Source organism: Prevotella sp. C0026C3 (assembly GCF_056590795.1).
Genome location: NZ_JBWPWW010000014.1, coordinates 20,625 through 41,876, shown reverse-complemented (window position 1 = coordinate 41,876; position 21,252 = coordinate 20,625). Strand labels below are relative to the sequence as shown.

The 21,252-nt window shown below is 45.1% G+C and carries 15 protein-coding genes; 5 read left to right on the top strand and 10 right to left on the bottom strand.

The window, feature by feature from the left end; translation table 11 throughout:
- The first annotated feature begins 59 nt into the window (after window positions 1–59).
- Window positions 60–1,169 carry a DEAD/DEAH box helicase gene (locus AC1EK4_RS09170; RefSeq protein ID WP_480357998.1) on the top strand — a complete coding sequence of 370 codons (1,110 nt, stop codon included), beginning with the start codon at window positions 60–62 and terminating at the stop codon, window positions 1,167–1,169.
- Window positions 1,170–1,201: 32 nt separating this feature from the next.
- Here AC1EK4_RS09170 and AC1EK4_RS09165 read toward each other — a convergent pair whose 3' ends face one another.
- Window positions 1,202–2,314 carry a metallophosphoesterase gene (locus tag AC1EK4_RS09165; RefSeq protein ID WP_480357997.1) on the bottom strand — a complete coding sequence of 371 codons (1,113 nt, stop codon included), beginning with the start codon at window positions 2,312–2,314 and terminating at the stop codon, window positions 1,202–1,204.
- 149 nt (window positions 2,315–2,463) lie between these two features.
- On the opposite strand from AC1EK4_RS09165, the gene AC1EK4_RS09160 reads away from it, so the two are divergent.
- Window positions 2,464–2,865 (top strand): FMN-binding protein, encoded by a 402-nt coding sequence (locus AC1EK4_RS09160; RefSeq protein WP_036899071.1) that lies wholly within the window; start codon window positions 2,464–2,466, stop codon window positions 2,863–2,865.
- A gap of 252 nt (window positions 2,866–3,117) precedes the next feature.
- On the opposite strand, the gene aspA is transcribed toward AC1EK4_RS09160, so the two are convergent.
- The 4 genes from aspA to AC1EK4_RS09140 all read right to left on the bottom strand — a co-directional run bounded on the left by aspA (window position 3,118) and on the right by AC1EK4_RS09140 (window position 8,550).
- Window positions 3,118–4,536: an aspartate ammonia-lyase gene (gene aspA, locus AC1EK4_RS09155; protein WP_036899067.1), complete on the bottom strand. Its 1,419-nt coding sequence runs from the start codon at window positions 4,534–4,536 to the stop codon at window positions 3,118–3,120.
- 166 nt (window positions 4,537–4,702) lie between these two features.
- Window positions 4,703–5,914 carry a porin gene (locus tag AC1EK4_RS09150; protein WP_480357995.1) on the bottom strand — a complete coding sequence of 404 codons (1,212 nt, stop codon included), beginning with the start codon at window positions 5,912–5,914 and terminating at the stop codon, window positions 4,703–4,705.
- A gap of 187 nt (window positions 5,915–6,101) precedes the next feature.
- Window positions 6,102–7,154 (bottom strand): L-asparaginase 2, encoded by a 1,053-nt coding sequence (gene ansB, locus AC1EK4_RS09145; RefSeq protein WP_480357993.1) that lies wholly within the window; start codon window positions 7,152–7,154, stop codon window positions 6,102–6,104.
- A gap of 52 nt (window positions 7,155–7,206) precedes the next feature.
- Window positions 7,207–8,550, bottom strand: coding sequence for an anaerobic C4-dicarboxylate transporter family protein (locus tag AC1EK4_RS09140; protein ID WP_480357992.1), 1,344 nt, complete (start codon window positions 8,548–8,550; stop codon window positions 7,207–7,209).
- A 221-nt stretch (window positions 8,551–8,771) separates the two neighbouring features.
- Here AC1EK4_RS09140 and AC1EK4_RS09135 point away from each other — a divergent pair, with 221 nt between their 5' ends.
- The 3 genes from AC1EK4_RS09135 to AC1EK4_RS09125 all read left to right on the top strand — a co-directional run bounded on the left by AC1EK4_RS09135 (window position 8,772) and on the right by AC1EK4_RS09125 (window position 13,918).
- Window positions 8,772–9,665: an AraC family transcriptional regulator gene (locus tag AC1EK4_RS09135; RefSeq protein WP_480357989.1), complete on the top strand. Its 894-nt coding sequence runs from the start codon at window positions 8,772–8,774 to the stop codon at window positions 9,663–9,665.
- A gap of 18 nt (window positions 9,666–9,683) precedes the next feature.
- A complete protein-coding gene (locus AC1EK4_RS09130) occupies window positions 9,684–11,192 on the top strand; it encodes a ComEC/Rec2 family competence protein (RefSeq protein ID WP_052052930.1) in 1,509 nt (502 codons plus the stop codon).
- 260 nt (window positions 11,193–11,452) lie between these two features.
- Entirely contained in the window at window positions 11,453–13,918 is a 2,466-nt protein-coding gene (locus tag AC1EK4_RS09125) for a transglutaminase-like domain-containing protein (protein WP_480357986.1), read from the top strand.
- A 126-nt stretch (window positions 13,919–14,044) separates the two neighbouring features.
- Here the strand turns inward: AC1EK4_RS09125 and AC1EK4_RS09120 are convergent, their stop codons facing one another.
- The 5 genes from AC1EK4_RS09120 to AC1EK4_RS09100 all read right to left on the bottom strand — a co-directional run bounded on the left by AC1EK4_RS09120 (window position 14,045) and on the right by AC1EK4_RS09100 (window position 21,234).
- Window positions 14,045–14,719, bottom strand: coding sequence for a copper homeostasis protein CutC (locus tag AC1EK4_RS09120; protein ID WP_480357984.1), 675 nt, complete (start codon window positions 14,717–14,719; stop codon window positions 14,045–14,047).
- Window positions 14,716–16,029: an alpha-L-fucosidase gene (locus AC1EK4_RS09115; RefSeq protein WP_480358014.1), complete on the bottom strand. Its 1,314-nt coding sequence runs from the start codon at window positions 16,027–16,029 to the stop codon at window positions 14,716–14,718. The genes AC1EK4_RS09120 and AC1EK4_RS09115 overlap by 4 nt, the downstream gene beginning before the upstream one ends.
- Window positions 16,030–16,112: 83 nt before the next feature.
- Complete coding sequence (locus tag AC1EK4_RS09110; protein ID WP_062433193.1) at window positions 16,113–17,879, bottom strand: DUF349 domain-containing protein; 1,767 nt, start codon at window positions 17,877–17,879, stop codon at window positions 16,113–16,115.
- A gap of 120 nt (window positions 17,880–17,999) precedes the next feature.
- On the bottom strand, window positions 18,000–18,926 hold the full coding sequence (locus AC1EK4_RS09105) for a magnesium transporter CorA family protein (RefSeq protein WP_036899101.1): 927 nt from the start codon (window positions 18,924–18,926) through the stop codon (window positions 18,000–18,002).
- 847 nt (window positions 18,927–19,773) lie between these two features.
- Window positions 19,774–21,234: an aminoacyl-histidine dipeptidase gene (locus tag AC1EK4_RS09100; protein WP_062433187.1), complete on the bottom strand. Its 1,461-nt coding sequence runs from the start codon at window positions 21,232–21,234 to the stop codon at window positions 19,774–19,776.
- Window positions 21,235–21,252: the final 18 nt, after the last annotated feature.

Sequence of the window (21,252 nt, the reverse complement as noted above, 5' to 3'; positions counted from 1 at the left end):
ATTGATACCTCGTTAACTTGTCAACTAGTCTACTCGTCAACTTCTTTCAAAAACAAACAATGACATTTCAGGATTTAAAGATTGTAGAGCCTGTATTGCAGGCCGTTTCAGAAAAAGGATATACAGAACCTACTCCCATTCAGGAGAAAGCCATACCGGTAGCATTACAAGGGCGCGATATATTAGGATGCGCACAGACCGGAACCGGAAAAACAGCGGCATTTGCCATCCCACTTATTCAACATATCAGTCAGACTTCGCAGAAAAGTCGTGGCATTAGTGCGCTTATATTGACGCCGACTCGCGAGTTGGCTCTACAGATAGAAGAGTGCTTGACCGACTATGCACGTCATACCGGTGTGCGACATGGTGTTATCTTTGGTGGAGTGGGGCAGCAACCGCAGGTCGACATGCTGCGCCGAGGCATTGATATACTCGTTGCTACACCCGGCCGACTGCTCGATCTCAAAGCTCAAGGATTGCTTCGACTCGACAGTATACGCTATTTCGTGCTCGATGAGGCCGACCGTATGCTCGATATGGGATTCATCCACGACATCAAGAAGCTATTGCCCATGCTGCCGAAACAGAAGCAGACCATGCTCTTCTCGGCTACCATGCCACAAGAAATACAGGAGATTACGCGCAAGATATTGCACAATCCCGCCCGTGTAGAGGTGACACCGGTCTCTTCTACCGTCGATACCATCGACCAACGACTCTATTTCGTAGAGAAACAAGAGAAGACTGCGCTACTTATCTCACTGCTCCATGAGCGCGACGAACGCTCCGTACTCGTGTTCTCTCGCACCAAGCATCGTGCCGACAATATCGTCCGTAAGCTTGTAAAAGCAGGTATCAAGAGTCAAGCCATCCATGGTAACAAGAGTCAGTCGGCTCGCCAATCGGCCTTAGGCAACTTTAAGACCGGTAAAACACGTGTAATGGTGGCCACCGACATTGCTGCCCGTGGTATTGATATCAACGAACTACCATTGGTTATCAACTACGATATCCCCGATGTTCCGGAAACTTATGTGCATCGTATAGGTCGTACCGGCCGTGCAGGAAATGAAGGTTTGGCTCTCAGTTTCTGCTGCGATGACGAAAGGAAACAGTTGAAAGATATACAGAAGTTGACGGGTAAGCGCATTCGAGTGGCTCAATAGAGTCTTAGTCCTTATCTATTAGCTTTGCATCATTATCTTTTAGAGCTCTTCAACTCTAAAAGGTTAATTTCTGGCCATGCCCCCAATCGAAACGGCATTGTCCCCCCTAAGCCCAGCGATACATAGAGTGTCTGCTGGGCTTCTTTGTATATACCACCCCATTCTCGGTATGCGAACCGTGCCGGGGAGAGTCGTCCTATCTTCACTTGTCCAGCATGCGTGTGCCCACTCAGCGTGAGTGCGATGTTGGTTTGGCTTACAATGTTGCGTCGCCAGTGCGTAGGATCATGACTTAAGAGTATTTTATACATGTCGTCGGGAAGCCCCTGCATGGCTCGCTGTAGGTCTCCATAAGAGGGAAATGGTGGTCGGCTGGTGTTTTCCACACCAATAAGAGCAATCTTATCGGATGCTTTTTCGAGCAATACGTGCTCGTTGAGCAGCAGTCGCCAGCCCATTTTCTCTTCTATGTAGCGCAACATGCGCTGATTGCGTTCCACATTTTGGAGCGTATGGTCTTTGCCATACTCGCAGTAGTCGTGGTTTCCTAGAATCGAATAGACACCGTATGGAGCGTGTAGTTGACGTAGATCGCGCATGAATGGCATCACTTCATCGGCGCTCACATTCACCAAATCGCCTGTAAAGACAATGAGGTCGGGATGTAAACGGTTGATTTCTTGTACGAGATGTTGAATGAACGAGTGACTTCTGAGGAATGTCCCGGCATGCAAATCAGAGAAATGAAGGATGCGGAATCCGTCGAACGATGGCGGTAGAAGTTCAGACTTGATAGTCTCTCTACGCACTGTGAGTCGCCGCCAACCCGCAATGAATCCGTAAGCAATGCTTGCCACCAAGGCCAAGGCAATGGTTAGACTTAGCCACGTGGGTAATATCGATGATAAAAGAGCGAATACCAATTTCGGTAATACGATGCATAGATTCAGCGAAAAGAAGATACGCAGGCACGTATTGTGATAGAATCCTAGATTGCCGGCAATGAAAGAACCTATTAAGACCACTGTCGGCAGTGCATAAAGCAGCGTTATCCACCATGCCACATCTGTACCTATGAAGTGAATCCAGATGTAAATATCGGGTACTATGAGTGCTATAAGGAACGCTATGAAAGCTTTAAGCATAGTGATGTATGATGGTCCTGTTTTTACAAAGATAGCGTTTTCTTTGGTAAAAAAACATAAACTGACGTGTTTTGTTGCGATTCTTTGGATATATTCCGTTAACTTTGCAATCTAGATTTAACAAAAATAGGTATTAAAAATTATAGGTAATGAAGAATCAAAAGATAACTTGGATAACCTCTGCCTTGGCGGTTTTGGCGATCATATTGTTGATAAGTGCCATTCCGGGTAACGATATTATCACCCAAGATAAGGATACAGCTGTAGTCAATACGCAATTGTTGGGCAAGAATGTGAAAGGGTTTAGGAGTATGACGCCCCTTAAAATCTATATTCGTAAGAATAAAGTGGTGAAGATAGAAGCCCTTCCCAACCACGAGACTCCCAAGTATTTCAATCGTGCCAAGGCTCTGTTGGCATCTTATACAGGCAAGACTGTCAGCAAAGCAGCTAAGATGGACGTTGATGGAGTGTCTGGTGCTACTTACTCTTCCAATGCTTTGAAGAAGAATGTACAGCTTGGCTTGGATTATTACAAGCAGCATAAGTAAGAGAGCAATTCCTTCTATAAGTCCCCATGCAATGAGATGAGTCTGTTTGCATGGGGATTTTTGTATCTATATGTAACAGTCCTCTTAAAATAGAAGTGCAAAATCAACAAGTCGATAAAGTAAGTAGCATGTTGCCGGTAATTCACTTGGCGACGAGACATATATATTAAAATTCCCCGATAAAGGAGCTTTTACCATCTTCTTTATCGGGGGTGACTTCACTGGGAAATCGTTTTATTTTCAACTTATATTCTATTTTTTAGGCAATTCAAATTTATGTGGTTTGAGCATTTCTTTGGGATCGAGAGCCAAATCGAGTTGTTCTTTGGTCATAATACCTTGCTCTAATACGATGTCGTAGACTGAACGATTGGTTTCGAGTGCCTCTTTGGCCACCTTGGTACTGGTTTTATAACCGATGTAAGGATTTAAAGCAGTAACGATACCGATGCTGTTTTTCACCATTTCGTAGCAACGTTCGCGGTTCACGGTGATACCTAACACGCACTCTTCGGTCAATGTATCGATGGCATTACGCAACCACCAGAGGCTTTCAAACATACATTCGGTAATCACAGGCTCCATGACGTTGAGTTCTAACTGGCCTGCTTCGGCTGCAAACGAGATGGTTGTATCGTTACCGATGACCTTAAAGCATACTTGGTTGGTCACTTCGGGGATGACGGGGTTCACCTTTCCGGGCATGATAGAAGAACCGGGAGCCTTCGCAGGTAGGTTGATTTCGTGCAAACCACATCGGGGTCCCGATGCCATGAGGCGGAAGTCGTTGCATATCTTAGACAGTTTCACGGCCAACCGCTTTAATGCCGATGAGTAACTAACGTATGCTCCTGTATCAGGAGTGGCTTCTACGAGGTCGGATGCAGAGATGAATGTCTCGCCAGTGAGCTTGCTTAGATTGGCTGCGCATAGCTTTGCGAAGCCCGGAACAGCATTCAGACCGGTTCCGATGGCCGTACCGCCCATGTTAATCTCGTGCAATAGCTTCACATTACGCTCTAGGTTCAGTATTTCTTCTTCCAAGTTGTTGGCGTAAGCATTGAATTCTTGCCCTGCCGTCATAGGTACAGCGTCTTGCAACTGCGTGCGTCCCATCTTGATGGTATCCTTGTATTCGTCGCCCTTGTAGCGCAATGCGCTGATAAGACCGGTGAGGCTAGCTACCAAACTCTTATTCATGCGAATGATGGCAAGGCGAATTGTGGTGGGATAAACGTCGTTGGTAGACTGTCCACAGTTGCAATGGTCGTTGGGATAACAGTATTGGTATTCCCCTTTCTTGTGCCCCATAATCTCCAATGCACGATTGGCTATTACCTCGTTAGCATTCATGTTGACCGATGTTCCAGCTCCTCCCTGCATCATATCAATGGGGAAGTTCTCGTGTAACTTTCCGTCTATAATCTCTCGACAAGCCTGTGAGATGGCTCCGGCAATCTCGTCGTTGATGACACCGAGGCTATGGTTGGTCTGCACGGCAGCCAGTTTAACGTACGCGATGGCGATGACGTAGTCGGGATAGTCGCGCATTTTTTTGCGTGAGATATGATAGTTGTTGATACCACGTTGTGTTTGTACGCCATAATAAGCGTCTGCCGGAACCTTCAGTTCGCCTAAAAGGTCGGACTCTACTCTGAATTTTTCTTCCATATTATTGTTTTTTGTAGGAGTAAGAATAAAGTTATCGGGAGTTAAACAACTTATCGTTGTATGGAGTTAGCAGACAAATGTATATTTGTTAGAGTCTATTTACTATTGTCTGCTAACTTCTGTTGTCTCCAGTTATCTTCTATTTACTCCAGTTATCTCTTTCTCATTAGAAACATTTAATTCTGTACATGAAGCCTAGTTCGATGCGGTTGGTGTTGTAGTCGGCCAAACCTGACTTCTCACTATAATTGAACTTACGCCCTATATAAGCTAAGAACAGGCGGAAATCTTGCTGGTGTACGGGGTAATATTCGATTGAACCCATGTATCCAAACGATTTGCGATAGTTCTTATACTCTTCTATCTTAGAGACGCTAGCAGTCTCGTACATACCCTTGAGCATGAGGTTCCACTGTGGAGCAAACTGCCAATTGATTTTGCTGATGAACGAGTTATAGTGCACATCGCTGAAGTATCCGGACTGTTCGGAGCCAGTTTGGAGCAGACTACCCAGTTCTCCACTGGCGATACGAAGTCGGTCTAGGCTGTCGAACGCGCCCATATAGTCGAAGTACCATTGGAATTTGGGGAGATTCAACTTCTGTCCCAAGGTTATCATGCGCGAATATTTATGGCGTGCCTGCGTCTGAATACCCCACGCCCAACGAGTCTGTAGCACGTCGTTTAAGAAACTTCCGTTCCAGTTGACAATGTAGGTAAGGGGATTATTGCTGCCTGTAACGGCCTTTAATTCGCGTAATGAAGAACCCGCAGTAGCTACAACATTACCGCCATAGTAGTCGGCAAACTTGTCATTATCGGCATCAGAGACTTCTACGGCAATCTCTTGTGTGGGTACAGGTTTATAAGATAACACCACTCCGGCGGTGAAGTTGTCCATGTTATCAACCATATCAGAGTACTGATAGATGTACATAGGGTTCTCATCGAATTCAAATCCACCCCATATCTGGCACATCTTACCGGCTTGAACGGTCAGTTTGTCGTTGAAACTATAGCCTACCATCATAATGTCGGTGGCTTTGGCAAAGTTGTCTTTGCTCTTGGCTGCATCGCTTTTATTCAAGCGATGGCGGAAGCGATAGAACAGTTTGTCGGTGATATTACCCTTGATTTCCAAGCGTAACTGCTTGTTGGCGAATCCCGTTCCCCATACACCGTTTGTCTCTGTGGCGCTTCCTGAAGCCGCATAGTTGAAGTATACGTTGAAAGCATCGGTCTTCTTTTCCAGTTTCAGTACTCGTTCGGCCAAGGATTGATAATTCCCGTCTTGTCCGCCCATGCCTGTATTGCTGCCTTGTGCTGCCGCACCCATCGAGATACATAGTGCAGCTACAATTGATAGATATTGTTTCATAAGGTGCTAAATTTGTGTTTTAAATTTTTCAAAGAAACTCAACTTAGGAGTTATCGAAGTTTAAGCGCCTGCTAGGCGTTGGAGTAACAGAGGGAAATTAATAGATATTTGTCGGTTGACTTCAAGTCTCCAAGAGATTTAAACTCCTATTGACTCCTTCTAACTCCTAAGTTTGTGCAGTTTGAGATTAATACTTTTGGAAGTATTCCTGAATCTTCTGCCAGTCTTTGGTCTTGGTCAAAGCCAGCATCAAGAGTACACGTGCCTTCTGAGGATTGAGCGTTAGAGAAGCTACGAAATGGTATTTGGAGTCGTCAACCTCACCATTTAGGCAGGTAGGACCGGTAGGAACACGAGATGAACGTACGACGTTGATACCTTTAGCACGTGCTTTCAATGCTACATCAAACACGTCTTTATAGAAGTTTCCATCGCCTACACCGGCCAAAACGATACCATCGAAGTTGGCATCTACGAATGCCTGCATGGGTAGCGGAGAACAGTTGGCATAGCCATAGACGATACCTACCTGCGGTAACTTGTCGAGATTGTCTACCGAAAATTCGCTCTTGGTGGTGTGGATGTTGTCTACCGAGCTGTTGTAAATGGCTTCACCATTATATACATATCCCACTTTGCCGTAGTTGGCAGCTTGGAATGTGGCTACATCCGTGGTATGTGTCTTGATGACTTCTTTTGCATCGAGCAGCAGATTGTTCATACAACACATTACACCACGGCCTTTTGAATTGGCACTTGCTGCCGCAGCTACACCGGCATAGAGATTACCCGGGCCGTCGGCACTGATGCCTGTGGAGGGTCGCATAGATCCTACGAGGATGACAGGTTTGTCGCTATGCACAGTAAGATTTAAAAAATAAGCCGTCTCTTCCATCGTATCTGTGCCGTGAGTCACCACAACGCCGTCGTAACCTTCGTTGTTTAGTAATTGATTGATGCGTTTGGCGAGTTTCAGCCAAACCTCATCGTTCATGTCTTGTGAACCGATATTGACCAATTGCTCACCACTGACATCGGCCAAATCTAGCATTTGTGGAACGGCTTGTATAAGAGTTTGAACGCCTACTTGGCCTGCACTGTAAGCCGAAGAAGTTGCCGAAGCGCTGACACCGGCAATCGTTCCGCCCGTAGCAATGATACGAATCTTAGGCTTGGCAGCCATTGATAAACTGATAAACAGTGCAAATAGCACTACCATTGAATAAAATTTCTTTGTCATAATGATTAGAGATTGTGGCTTGACGCCGGGTTTATAAAGTTAAAAGATAGCATTATAGCATTTGCATAATGAGATAACCTACGCCTATGGATACGAAAGTAGTGATGAAACCCGATAACTGGAACGAGTGATTAAGCACATACTTACCGATGCGGGTAGTTCCTGTTTGATCGAAATTGATGGCTGCTACCTCAGTAGGATAGTTGGGAATGAAGAAGTAACCATTTACCGTTGGGAACATAGCTACCAACGCCAGCGGACTGATACCGAGTCCGATGCCGAGCGGATAAAGCGTTCTGACGGTTGCTGCCTGCGAGAATAACATGATAGACATGAAGAATAAGGCGATGGCAAAGAGGAAAGGATACTGCGTAACCACCTCTGCGATGTGAGATTTGAAGAACTCTAGATTGCCATTGAAGAAAGTATCGCCCATCCATGCAATACCAAATATAGATACCATGGCATTCATTCCGGCCGCAAAAACGTTACCTTCTACAGCTTTTTTAATGTTGGCTTTGCCGAAGAGCAGGATGAGTGCGGCCACAGACATCATGATAATCTCAATAGTTTCGGGCATGCCGAGTGTGGTCTTCACACCGTCTACCATGAACGAGGGGCGCAATGAAGGAGCTGAACCGAATATGACGACGAGCACAACTCCTAAAAGGAAAGCCCATACAGAACGTCGTGCATATTTCGACGGATGGCTTTCCATCTCTTCCATCTTGCGTAAATCGGCTTCGGGATTGATGATTCCCTCGCGCACTCGGCGCTGATATTCGGGATCGTCTTCCAACTCTTTACCCACAAAGTTTTGTACAAAGGCCGATACAAGAATGGCAATGAGCGATGCAGGAATACAGATGATGAGTATATCTTTGAGTTCGATGCCACGCCCACCCAGCAAGTCGGTACTGATAATGGCTGCTGTTGCGGCCGAGACAGGGCTTCCAGTGATACCTAGTGAAGCCGCGATGGCGGCCACACTTAACGGGCGTTCAGGACGAATTTTGGAATTCTTGGCTATTTCAGAGATGATAGGTAGCAGCGAATAAGATGTGTGTGCTGTGCCGGCAACAAGGCAGAAGAGCCATGTAGTGAGTGGTCCGTAGTACGTAATCTGTTGTGGATGACGGCGTAGAAAGCGTGCTGCCACGCCCACGAGATAGTCTAATCCACCGGCAGCTTGCAATGATGCAGCAGCCGTAATGACCGAAACGATGATGAGCATCACGTCAATAGGTAGTTTACCCGGCTTGAGTCCGAAAATGAAGACGAGTATAAATACACCCACCATGCCATAGATACCGAGTCCGATGCTGCCAACTCGTGCACCGATAAATATCAGTGCCAATACGATAGCAAGCTGTATGAGTACCATTGTTGTTATCATAGATTGTTCGTTTTTAAATCCTTATTTTTTTTGTCAAGTATAATCTATCACAAAGATAGTGCAAACGAGTGCAATAAGAATTTATTCTTAAATTGCCGAGTGCAGTTTATCTTCTACAAAGTTAGCTCGAAATGCAGTATCGGTCTTTATAAATTTCTGCTTGTTTTTTGTGAATATCGAAACAATTTGTAACTTTGTGATGTACACATCATAGGACTGTCATGGTTTTGAAGCATCTTTTTGGCTTGTCGGAAATAGCCGAACAATACCATATTTCCGATGTTTATGGCGATGATGTAGCCGCTTTTTCTACGGCTGCCACGCCCGATTGTACGATGGCTTTCTTTGAAGGAAGAATCAGTTTCTACCTATTATTGTTGTTGAGGTCGGGGAATCTGTCGGTAGAGATAGGCGATAACAGTGTGGAATTGCATGCTGGCGACCTGTTAGTTGTGGCTCCTTTCCAATTGGTACACTGCCTTTCCAACGATTCAGACACCGTTTTAGAGGGCTTGATGATTGATAGTGCGTTCTACGCTGGCATGCGTTCGGTGAGCAACGACTCTGATGTGATGATGCCGGAAACCTTTTTGACACAAGCACCGGTATATCATCTAGATGACCAGAAAGTTGCTGATCTAAGCAGATTGTTTCATCAAATCCGTACAGCCATTAGGTATTCGCATCTCTATAAAGTAGAGATAATTCGCTCGTTGGTACATGTTTGTCTGTTGTTTATCGTCGAATTACCATACGATGACAAACTCTTCACGCACGATTTCAAGCACAAAGAGAATATTTTTAAAATCTTTATGCATCTTGCTAATATGAATTTTAGACAGGAACGGCAGGTGGTTTTCTATGCCGATAAGTTGAATATGACGCCTACCTACCTCTCTCGTACGGTGCGAGAAATATCAGGTGCGACGGTCAGCGAGCATCTATCGCAACTCACTTACAGGGAAGCTTGTAACCTTTTGCGTAGTTCTGACCTTACGATAGGGGAGATTTCAGAAACCTTACATTTCAACGACCAGTCGGCTTTTACTAATTTCTTCAAAGCCAAGTCGGGTCTTACACCACAGGGATATAGGAATAAAAGGGATACACACTAGCCTGAACAACACAACCACATGAACCATTTGTCCAACCTACAATCTATACCTTTAGTTCGCATAGCAGCCGTTTTTATTTTCGGTATTCTCATTGGCAACCATTGGGGCGATACTTTTTCGCTGCGTATATGGACGAGCGTGGGACTGTTATTTGTGTTGTTGGCATGGTGGATACGCTACCGTGTGTGGCAAACCGTCATGATAGTGTTGGTGACCATGGTCGTCGGCATTTGGCTCATAACTTTCCATAACCATCGGCTTCATCCGACTTTGCCTGATGAGAAATGCCACATAGAGGCTGTAGTTATAGGTAATCCGACCGTTCATAGGCGTGTAGTGATGTGCGATATGGATGTTCAGACGATACAACGGCATTCACTCAAGCGGTCGCTCAAGGTACGAGCGTCGCTCTATGGCGACAATGTGCGTAGCATGCGGTTGGCAGTTGGTAATCGAGTGGAGTTCGTATCGCGATTGGAGAGGCCGCAAAATTTTCTTTCTACCGGGCATTTTGATTACGAGCGATGGATGCGAGTGCATGGTTATGTAGCCACGGCTTTCGTACAGATGAGTCAATTGCATGTGCTGTCGGGGCATGAAGCGGGAAGTTTCAGAAATCTTTTGTTGCAATGGAGGCGATTGTTAGCCGACCGATATATGGCTTCTGGCATGCAGCAAGACGTCTTGGCCGTAGTGGTAGCTATGACCCTTGGTGACAAGTCGATGCTCAGTAGGCAGACGAAACATGAGTATTCGGTAGCGGGAACATCACACATCCTTGCCCTATCTGGGCTCCATCTGTCTATCATTTTCATGGTGTTGACACTGCTGTTCGGTCGTTCTTTGATAGGCAGACTGGCTGCCCTCGTGGCTATTTGGGCGTATGCCATGCTAGTAGGACTTCCACCGTCGGTGACACGTGCAGCCACGATGATGACCGTTTATTCGCTAGTGACGCTGTTACATCGTAACAACATCTCGCTCAACACGCTGGCATTGGCTGCCATCATCATGCTTGCCGCCAATCCACTTTGCCTTTGGGATGTAGGCTTTCAGCTCTCGTTCTGTTCCGTAGCAGCCATCCTCTGTCTGTATAGGCCACTCTTCGATTGGCTCAACCCTGCGAATTCAGTGCTGCGTTGGGTGGGAGCGATGATGTGTACGTCGGTTGCTGCCCAAGTGGGTACGGCTCCATTGGTGGCTTATTACTTCGGTCGATTCTCGTGTTATTTCCTGTTATCCAATCTCATTGTGATTCCTTGTGCCACGTTGTTGCTCTATATGGCTTGTTTGTTGTTGCTCATCGGTTGGCTACCGCTTTGTGCTCAAGTGTTGGAATGGGCTGTCGGGCTGATAGCTGGAGTGATGAATGCGGTTGTAAGTGTTATTGCTCGGTGGCCCGGAGCAAGTATTGAGCATATTCATATTGGCGGTTTGCGAGTTTTTTTGCTCTATGTTATTATCGTCGGAGTTTGCCTTTTAGCCTCCTTTCATCCTTTACGGCCTATCGGAAACAATGGTGTTTAAGATTCATCTCGTTTACTTGATAACTCTATATAATCTTCCTTTCTCAAGAAGAGGGTTGAGGTGAGGTCGCTGCAAACACATAACAGCAATACTGCAAAGCCCGAACAGCGACGCTGCATGGTCGAGGCAGCAAGATTGCCCAGCCTTTGCAGTTGATAAGTAAACAAACAGACGAGTTGGCAAGTAGGCTGTTTTTTATGATGATTTGGTTTGCATAAGCTCGGAAAGTTGTGTATCTTTGCGCAAAACAATCTTATCATATGGACAGGAAAACATTCATCTTATTGGCTATGGCCACGGCCGCAACGGCTGGAAGCATGCGAGCTGTGGATTGCCAAGCAAAGCCTTTGGTTGCAGTCCAAGCCGACACACAAGCAGAGGCAAAGTACATGGACTTTTTATATCGCTACATGTCGTTGCCTGATAAAACCGACTATACGCGCGATTTCTATCGCGAAAATGTAGAGATGTCGCTGCAGGCACAGCGCGATATGCCGTGGGGAAAGACTGTTCCCGAACGAGAATTCAAGCACTTTGTGATTCCTGTGCGTGTGAACAATGAAAATTTGGATCATAGTCGCAAGGTGTTTTATGGTGAATTAAAAGACCGTGTGAAAGGTTTATCAATGAAGAATGCCATTCTAGAAGTGAATCACTGGTGCCATGAGAAGGTGACTTATAGACCGTCGGATTCGCGCACGAGTAGTCCGTTGGCATCGGTTTGTACAGCTTATGGACGTTGTGGCGAGGAGAGCACGTTTCTTGTTGCTGCCTTGAGGGCAGTGGGGATACCGGCTCGACAGGTCTATACGCCGCGTTGGGCACATACTGATGACAACCATGCATGGGTAGAAGCGTGGGCCGATGGTAAGTGGTATTTCCTAGGTGCATGCGAACCTGAACCGGTATTAAACTTGGGGTGGTTCAACGAGAGTGCCTCGCGTGGTATGTTGATGCATACCAAAGTGTTCGGCGATTACGACGGTCCGGAAGAGGTTATGAGTCGTACTCCGAACTACACGGAAATCAATGTGATAGACCACTATGCCCCCACGGCTGAAGTAAAAGTAGACGTGGTGGATGCTAAAGGTAATCGTGTAGCTAATGCGAAAGTGGAATTTAAGGTGTATAACTATGCCGAATTCTACACGGTGGCAACCAAACAGACCGATGGGCAGGGTAGGGCGTCGCTCACAGCCGGCAAGGGTGACATGCTCTTGTGGGTGTCGAAAGATGGTAAGGTGGCCGTACAGAAGATTTCGTTCGGTAAGACTCCGGAGGTCAAAGTGGTGTTGGAACACGCGGAACTGACCGAAAAGATGGATTTGGATATTGTTCCGCCACCAACAAGTGGACAGTTGCCCGATGTGACAGCGGCTCAGCGGGCAGAGAATACACGGCGTATGGCTGAGGAAGACGCTATTCGTCAGGCTTACGAAGCAACGATGAAAGACGAGTCGCGCGGCAATCATGCTACGATAGATGCTTTTCTTGCCGGTGCAAAGAACAAGGTGATGGCACAGAAACTGTTGCAGGTGATTTCAAAAAAGGATTTGCGCGACGTGCCATTGGATGTGTTGCGTGACCATGCCGTAGAGCAGACCGATACGTCGGACATATATTGTTGCTACGTGATGAATCCTCGTGTGGAGAGTGAATGGCTTACGCCTTACAAGCATTTCTTGCGCGAGAAGATGGCCGGCGTGAAGAGTGTGGCACAGTTGGTGGCGTGGTGTGAGAAGAATATCCGTATCGATGAGGTACACAATCCACAAGGATTGCGCATGCAACCGATGAGTGTGTGGCGCGATAAGATAACAGATAAGCTAGGGCGTGATATCTTCTTCGTGTCGGTGGCACGCAGTTTAGGCTGGCCGGCTCGTATCAACGAGGTAAATGGTAAGTTGCAATATTATGCCGGAAACAATTGGGTAGATGTGGAATTTGGTGGTAAGACTGAGGCTGTGGTGGCCCCGAAAGGTCGATTGGTGCTTGATTATCAGGCTTCGAAGTTTAATGATAATCCCAAATATTACATCCACTTCACGCTGAGTCGGATAGAAAACGGACAAGCACAGTTGCTCACTTATCCGGAAGACGCGACATGGAAAGGTGATTTTGCCAATGGTGTGGACTTGGATGAAGGCGAGTATATGTTGACCACCGGTTCGAGAATGGCTAGTGGTGCGGTGTTGGCTCATACGGAAGTATTCCGTGTCAAGAAGGGAGAAACTACAAAATTAAGTTTCGCTCTGCGCGAAAGTAGCGATGATATACAGGTGATTGGTAGCTTGAATGCGGAGGATATTTACCACGATAAGGCTACGAATACAGATAAGAGTCTGCTTTCTACCGTTGGGCGCGGATATTATATGGTAGGTATTGTAGCTCCGAATCAGGAACCGACAAACCATACTTTGCGCGACATCAGTGCTTACAAAGAGCAGTTTGAAAAGTGGGGAAGAAAGATGGTATTGCTGTTCCAAGACGCCGAACACATGGAACGTTTCAACTTTAAGGAGTTCGACCGTCTGCCTTCTACCGTTGTTTGGGGAACAGATGTAGATGGTAAGATTTTGAAAGAAGTATGCGAACAGTTGAAACTACGAACATCTTCGTTACCAATCTTCGTGATATGCGATAGCTTTAACCGCGTGGTATATGTTCAACAGGGATATACCATTAATATAGGTGAGCAAATATTGAAGGTGATAGGGAAGTTGTAAAGGCTTTCCCTGTCGCGAGTTGGCACAAAAAAAGAGGGATTATGGATGGTTGCATGATTGCAATTTCCATAATCCCTCTTTTCTATTCTTATAGTCAGATTCCTTTCCTTTTGATGGGGAAGAGGATTAAATCAGTTGCCTAACAATCTCTGCCTGCGTTTCTTTTCGGCCATTTGGCGAAATTCCGGAAGCAGAACCATGTATCTCGATGGCTCCTGTTTCGTCGATAATGCGATGTACATTGCCGGGATTAACGCCTCCGCCGGGAAGGATAATCATTCTGCCGGCGGTGTGATGGATGTATTCGCGCAATTGTGGAATGCCCTTTTCGGCTGTAGATTGTTGGCCGGAAGTAAGCACACGGGCGCATCCTAATGTCATTAATTGGTCGAGTGCTTGCATCGGATTCCTGCATACATCGAATGCACGGTGATAGGTGAACGGCTTACCTTGGGCTGCCACGATGAGTCGGCGAGTGGTTTCTACATCTATATCTCCCTCAGGTGTGAGTGCTCCACTGACGATTGCATCTACATAAGGGAGCAATGCTGTAATGTCATGTTCCATCACTTGTATCTCTTCTTCGCTGTAAATGAAGTCGCCTTCGCGCGAACGAATGAGGGCGTGGATGGTGAGTTGCGGGAATAATGTGCGTACGGTTTGTACTAGTCCCAGCGATGGAGTGAGACCATCAAGGCTGAGTGCTGAGCAAAGTTCTATTCGCTTGGCACCGCCTTTGACGGCATTGATGACGCTTTGAAGACTGCCTGTGCAGACTTCTAAAGTATAATTTTGGTTCATTTTGTTAGTTCTATGACGTAATCAGGGGTTGTGTCGGCTGTGAATGTAACTGTAGCTTGCTTGGTCTTTTTGTTGTATTGGCAAGCCAATGGGCGACGTGTTACGAAGTCGATGACCTTTCTAGGCTTTTTATCAATCGTGAATGTGAGTTTTGACAGCGTCTTATCGAACACGTGTAGATAAATCTTATTGTCTTTAGCTGTGCTTGTTCCCCATTTAGCTTCGCCAACTTCACTAGCCTTGGTGCCATAGATGGTTTCGCCATATTGCTTCATCCATTTGCCCAAACCTTGTAGACGGTCGAGCGCGACAGCCGGAAGTTCACCGTTAGGTTGCGGGCCTATGTTCATAAGAAGGTTGGCTCCCTTGCCGGCAGAGCGCGCTAAGAGTTCTATGAGTTGGTCGGTGGTCTTGTAATTGAGGTCAGATACCTTGTAACCCCACATGCCATTCATGGTCTCGCAGGTCTCTAATGGCAACTTACTGATGTCTTGTCCCGATAGTCCGGCTTTGTTTTCACCGGGTAGGTCGCGCTCAAACATTTGGAAATCTTCACCGTCAATCGGGGTAATATGGTGGTTGTTGCCTACGAGGCAAGCCGGTTGGATGTTATGGATGTAGCGATAAAACTCTTCCATACGCCAATTAAAAGGAATACTATCGCTATCATGATCCCAATAACCATCGAGCCAAATGGCACCTACTTTGCCATAATTGGTAAGGATTTCGCGTATTTGATTCTTCATGAAAGTGAAGTAAGTATCGTAGTTGGGGGTCAGTTTGCGACCGGTATAAAGTCCGGTTCGACCGATAGGATAGTCTTCGCGAATCCAGTCGAGGATAGAATAATAGACGTGAAGACGCACTCCTTGCTGTTGGCAAGCGGTAGATAGCTCTTTCAATACATCTCGTTTGAAAGGTGTTGCATCCACAATATTGTATTTGGTCTCGCCTGTATGGAACATAGAGAAGCTGTCGTGGTGGCGTGAGGTGAATGTAATATACTTGGCACCAGACTCCTTGATGGCTTTTACCCAAGCATTTGCATCGAACTGAATGGGGTAAAAGCAAGAGGCAGCCTTGGCATATTCGTCTTTATTGATGTGACTATTGAGGTACCATTCGCCTTGTGCGAATTCACTATAGATCCCCCAATGGAGGAAAATACCGAAGCGGAAACCTTCAAATTCCTTTCTTGCTTCGAGGTTCTCCGGTGTAGGTACATACTTTTGCTCGGCTTGCATAGACAACAGGCTTAGCAATAATAAAAACGTAATAAATGATAATTTTTTCATGAGATATAGGTTTATACTTGATAGATGTTATTCTATAATGGTTCTAAAAAAGCCGAGTCGTACTGCTGTAGACTCGGCTTTTGCTTGTATGAATAGTATTATTCCTTGTTTTCAGCATCAATAGCTTTGATTTTTTGCTTCACCAATTCGAGGTCATCTTTCAGTTTTTGTACCTTTCGATTCATCTCATCGATGAGACTATTGCCCTTTTTACTGGTGCTATTGAGGAATCCTAGATTGTTCTCATAAGTGATAATCTCTTGTTTCAGAGCCTCATAGCGATGCATCAGTCGGCCACGTTCGTTGCCCAAAGCGTCTTCTCCGCGCTTTGCTATGTTCTTGATGTTGTTGCGGAAGTTGTCTAATCGTTTGCGGGCAGTAGTGATATTCAACTCCTTATAGAGTTTATCCAGCACGTCGTGGTATTCCTTATAGACTTTATCTTTGTCTTTGAAAGGCACGTGACCAACCTTATTATACTCGTCAACAAGGCTTTGTACCTTCTCTTGGATGTTGTCGGAGGCCTCTTCGCACAGGGTTTTGAGCTGCTCAATGATGCTATGTTTCTTTTCAAGATTGGCATGCTCTTCGTTTCGAGTACCCGAATTGGCTGCGTTACGAGCTTCAAAGAACTTGTTACATGCACCGAGAAACTCTTCCCATAGTTGGTCGCCTAGCTTTCTAGAAACCATTCCTATGGTTTTCCACTCTTTCTGTAGAGCAATCAGTTTATCGCTGGTAGACTTCCATTCTGTGCTGTCTTGTAATGCTTTTGCTTTTTCTACGAGTGCTTTTTTCTTCTCTGCATTCTCAGCAAATTGTGATTTCATCGTCTTGAAATACTCTGCCTTGGCATTGAAGAATGTATCACAAGCAGTACGGAAACGCTCGAATATCTTCACATTCATCTTTTGTGGAGCAAATCCAATGGTCTTCCATTCGGCTTGAATGGCTATGATTTCCTTGGTATGTGTCTCCCAATCGGCAGCGTTCTTATTCTCTTGTTTGCATATCTCTTCGGTTCTTTCGCAGAGTGCAGTCTTCTTGTTTAGGTTCTCTTCTTCCTTAGAACGCAACTCTTCGAAGTGCTGTTGATGGCGCTTATTAATGACGGTTGATGCGGCTTTGAAGCGAGTCCAAATCTCTTCGCGTAGTTCTTTAGCCACCGGACCAATCTCTCTATACTCCTGATGTAGCTCTTGTAGCTGGTGAAAGGCGCTTACAATGTCTGTTTCTTCAGCCAATTTCTCGGCAGCTTCACATAACTTTGTCTTCAATTCCAAGTTTTTCTTGAAATCGTATTCGCGTGCTTCGATGTTCAGTTTCAGTAAATCATAGAACTGCTCTACATAGAGTTGGTAGTTTCGCCACAACTCATTGGCTTTGTCAGCTGGTACAGCTTTGATTTCTTTCCACTGTTGTTGTATCTCTTTGAATTCTTGATATGACTTATTGGCTTCATCGGGTGATGTGGCCATATTCTTTATCTTCTCAATGATTGCGAGCTTTTTCTCTAGGTTAGCTTGCTTCTCTTCTTCCTGTTGTTTGAAGAGTTCGGCTCTCCGTTCTTTGATGACACTCATCTCAGCCTTGAATATTTCTTCGGCTTCATCGGGCAAAACCTGATATTTCTCCGGGTCTCCTCCTTCTTCCAAATATGCTTTTTGCTGTGCATCGCGCTCAGCAATGTGCAGTTTATAGAACGTTGTTTTCAGGTGATCCAGTTCGTCCTTGGTAGGATTTTCGTTGTTGCCGACGATTTCTTTCAGCCGTTCTATCACTTCTTGTTTGGTGGTATAGGCCTTCGTTGCAACTTTTTCTTCTTGTTTTCCCACTTCAAGGGCATTTTCTTGAGAGTCCATCATGTCGCTATTAAGTTGATGAGATACAGTTAATACAATGTCTTCTAATAAGACATATCTCATGCAAACTTAAATAAAATAATTGTAAATTCCTAGTAGAATTGATATTTTTTAACTACAATCTCACAGCAAACGCTTGAAGCGGAGAATCCACCAAGAGAGCCCTGATACGAAGATTGAAATAAAAAGTGCTATACAGAAGCCCCATCGACTGGTCTCCATACCATTGATAAGGTTCATTCCGAAGAGTGATGCGATGAGTGTCGGGAACATCATGATGATAGATACGGATGTCAGTGTACGCATCGTGGTGTTCATGTTGTTGTTGATGATGCTGGAATAAGTATCCATCGTTGACTCTAAAATATCTGAGTAGATGGCCGTGGTCTCGCGTGCCTGTGTCATCTCAATGTTGACGTCTTCGATAAGGTCGGCGTCTAATTCGTCCACTTGTAGCTTGAATTTCAACTTTGACAGCAGGTTTTCGTTTCCTCGAATAGAAGTGGTGAAATAGGTAAGTGAATCCTGTAATCTGCTCAAACCTATCAAACTTTCGTTGTTCACTCCTTGGTCCAGATTATGTTTAGCCTTTTCTATGAGTGCATTAATTTGCTTTAGACGTTTCAGATACCACACGGCTGAAGAAAGGAATAGCCTGAAAATCATGTCGACATAGTCCGTAAAGCCTTCACTACGTTTCTGCTGATAGCTTACGAAGTCAATCATCATGTTGGTCTCGTAGAAGCAAACAGTGATGGTAACGTCTTTCTTATGGATGATACCTAAGGGCACAGTGGTGTATGGCGTACGCGAACGAATCTCCTTCACATACGGTATACGCAAGATAATGAGCATCCACCCGTCGTCGTATTCATAGCGGGCACGCTCGTCGGTATCGCTGATATCTGATAGAAAATAGTCGGGTATGTTAAATTCTTCTTCCAACAATTGTTGGTCTTCATCTGTTGGACACGTTACTTGTATCCAGCAATTGGGTTGCCATTCTTTAATGGCGGTCAAGTTATCTGTAATATTCCAGTAGGTTCTCATGTCTGCCAATCTCCACATTAAATAATAACCGGTGTGGGGATTCGCATCTAGCTAAATCCTCACGCCAACGAATTAAAGTTTTCCGCGTGATAATCGTCCATAGGAATTAATAGTTTGATTTATCTTTGCAAAGATACATTAAAACGTCCGCATTTCCAAGGAAACCCCATGATTTTTTCTCCATAGCGATTTAGGCAGTCTCGTTTTCTTTACGAATACGAAACTGTGTGAAATATACGAAAAGGATGTTACGAATCTTGTAGTTCTTAGATGATGCTTTGAATTAGAAAAATATAATTATTAGAAGTGGTGGTGTGGATATTGGTAGAGTTCATTTTTTGTCGGGCATATGTATTTCACCGTTTCTCACTTGAGTGGGTGTGCCATGCAAATGGAGCTTACAAAACGTCGACATACTTTGTTGCGAGGAGAAGTGGAGTCTCTCAGCTATCTCTAAATTACTTTATTTTTCGGACTTATTTTTTTTTTTTGAATTTTTGGCATAGTTTGTAATGATTTTGCAAAAATATAATTCTATACCTTGATGGAATTCCTTTGTTTTGACCGAATTATAAAAAAATAGACACGAATTAGTAAATTAAAATTGTATTTAAGTCTTTACTTTTGTATACATCAAGTGGAGAGATTTATATATATATGCGAAATTATTTACCCTGTTTTTCCACTATGACTGTTTAGCAGAGCCTGTATAGACATCTAGTGTTTGTGCAGGTCTCTCTATTTTTTATAGCTAGATTGTAGCAATTTTGCTATAATAAAGACCGGGAAGAGGCTTCTGCTTCTTCCCGGTCTTTATTATTTAATAGGTTTATTGTAATTTATAATCTCATTTTTTCTTTCCTACTTGCTTCAAAGCTTCTTTCAGTAGGTTCCAGAAAGGAGCCACGGTGGCAATCTCGCAACGCTCGGTAGCGGTGTGAGGACTGCGAATCGTAGGTCCAAGACTAACAACATCCAAATGTGGATATTTGCCGAGAATGATAGAACACTCCAATCCAGCGTGGTCTACTTGTACGATTCCGTCTGTCTTATTCTGCTCTTTGTAGATGTCCAGCAATGTGTTCAGTGTCTCGCTATCGGGATTTGGATTCCATCCACTGTAGCTTCCACTCATTGTAACCTTCATGCCGGCCATATTGAAGCAGCTCTCTAAAGTCTCAGCTATGCACTCCTTCATCTCGTCGTTAGAACTGCGAGCCAAAATTTTGAACGAAGCATTGCCGCCACCGATATTGATAATAGCGAGGTTGGACGATGTCTCTACCACTTCTGGGATAGCCGGAATCATACGCATCACACCATTGTGGCACGCGTAGATGGCATTCACAAGGTTATCGCTAATCTCTACAGGCACTTCCTTTTCGGGTGTTTCTACATCTTCGGCAACAAGCATAATGTCTTTCTCAATGCCCTTGTATTCTTCATTAAACTCTTCGCACCAGTCGGCTACAAGTTCTTTCAGTGCTTCGACATTCTCCTTTGGCAATGTCAATACTACTTCGGCCTTGAATGGGATGGCGTTACGCATGTTGCCACCTTGCCATGTAGCCAAGTGAGCATCGCACTCGCTGATGGCCGAACGTACGAAACGAACCATAAGTTTGTTCGCATTACCGCGACCTTCGTGTATCTCCAAACCGGAGTGACCGCCACGCAAACCACTCAAAGTCACTTTCACGGCAGCATCGTTCTTGTCTGTAGCCACTTCCTGATAGCCCATATCTGCTGTCACATCGATACCACCGGCACTACCGATAACGAATTTTCCCCATGATTCAGAGTCTAGATTCAGCAGGATATCACCCTTCAGTACGCCCGGTTTCAAGTCGTTCGCTCCGAACATACCGGTTTCTTCGTCGGCAGTGATGAGTCCTTCTACCGGTCCGTGCTGTAAGTCTTTCGCCTCCATCACGGCCATGATGGTAGCCACGCCCATACCGTTGTCAGAACCAAGTGTGGTGTTATTGGCATATACCCATCCGTCTACGATGCGTGTTTCGATGGGATCGGTTTCAAAGTTATGATTGCTTTCGGGTGCTTTTTGGGGTACCATGTCCATATGAGCCTGCAAGATGATGCCTTTACGGTCTTCCATTCCGGGGGTAGCGGGCTTACGCATGATGATATTTCCGGCCTCGTCTTGGAATGCCTCTACGCCTACACGCTTAGCAAAGTCGAGCAAGAAAGCTTGGATTTTTTCCAAATGTCCCGATGGACGAGGTACTTGTGTCAGTGCATAAAAGTTTTCCCAGATACATTTAGGGTCTAGATTTCTGATTTCGCTCATAGTCTTTATGTTTTTAAA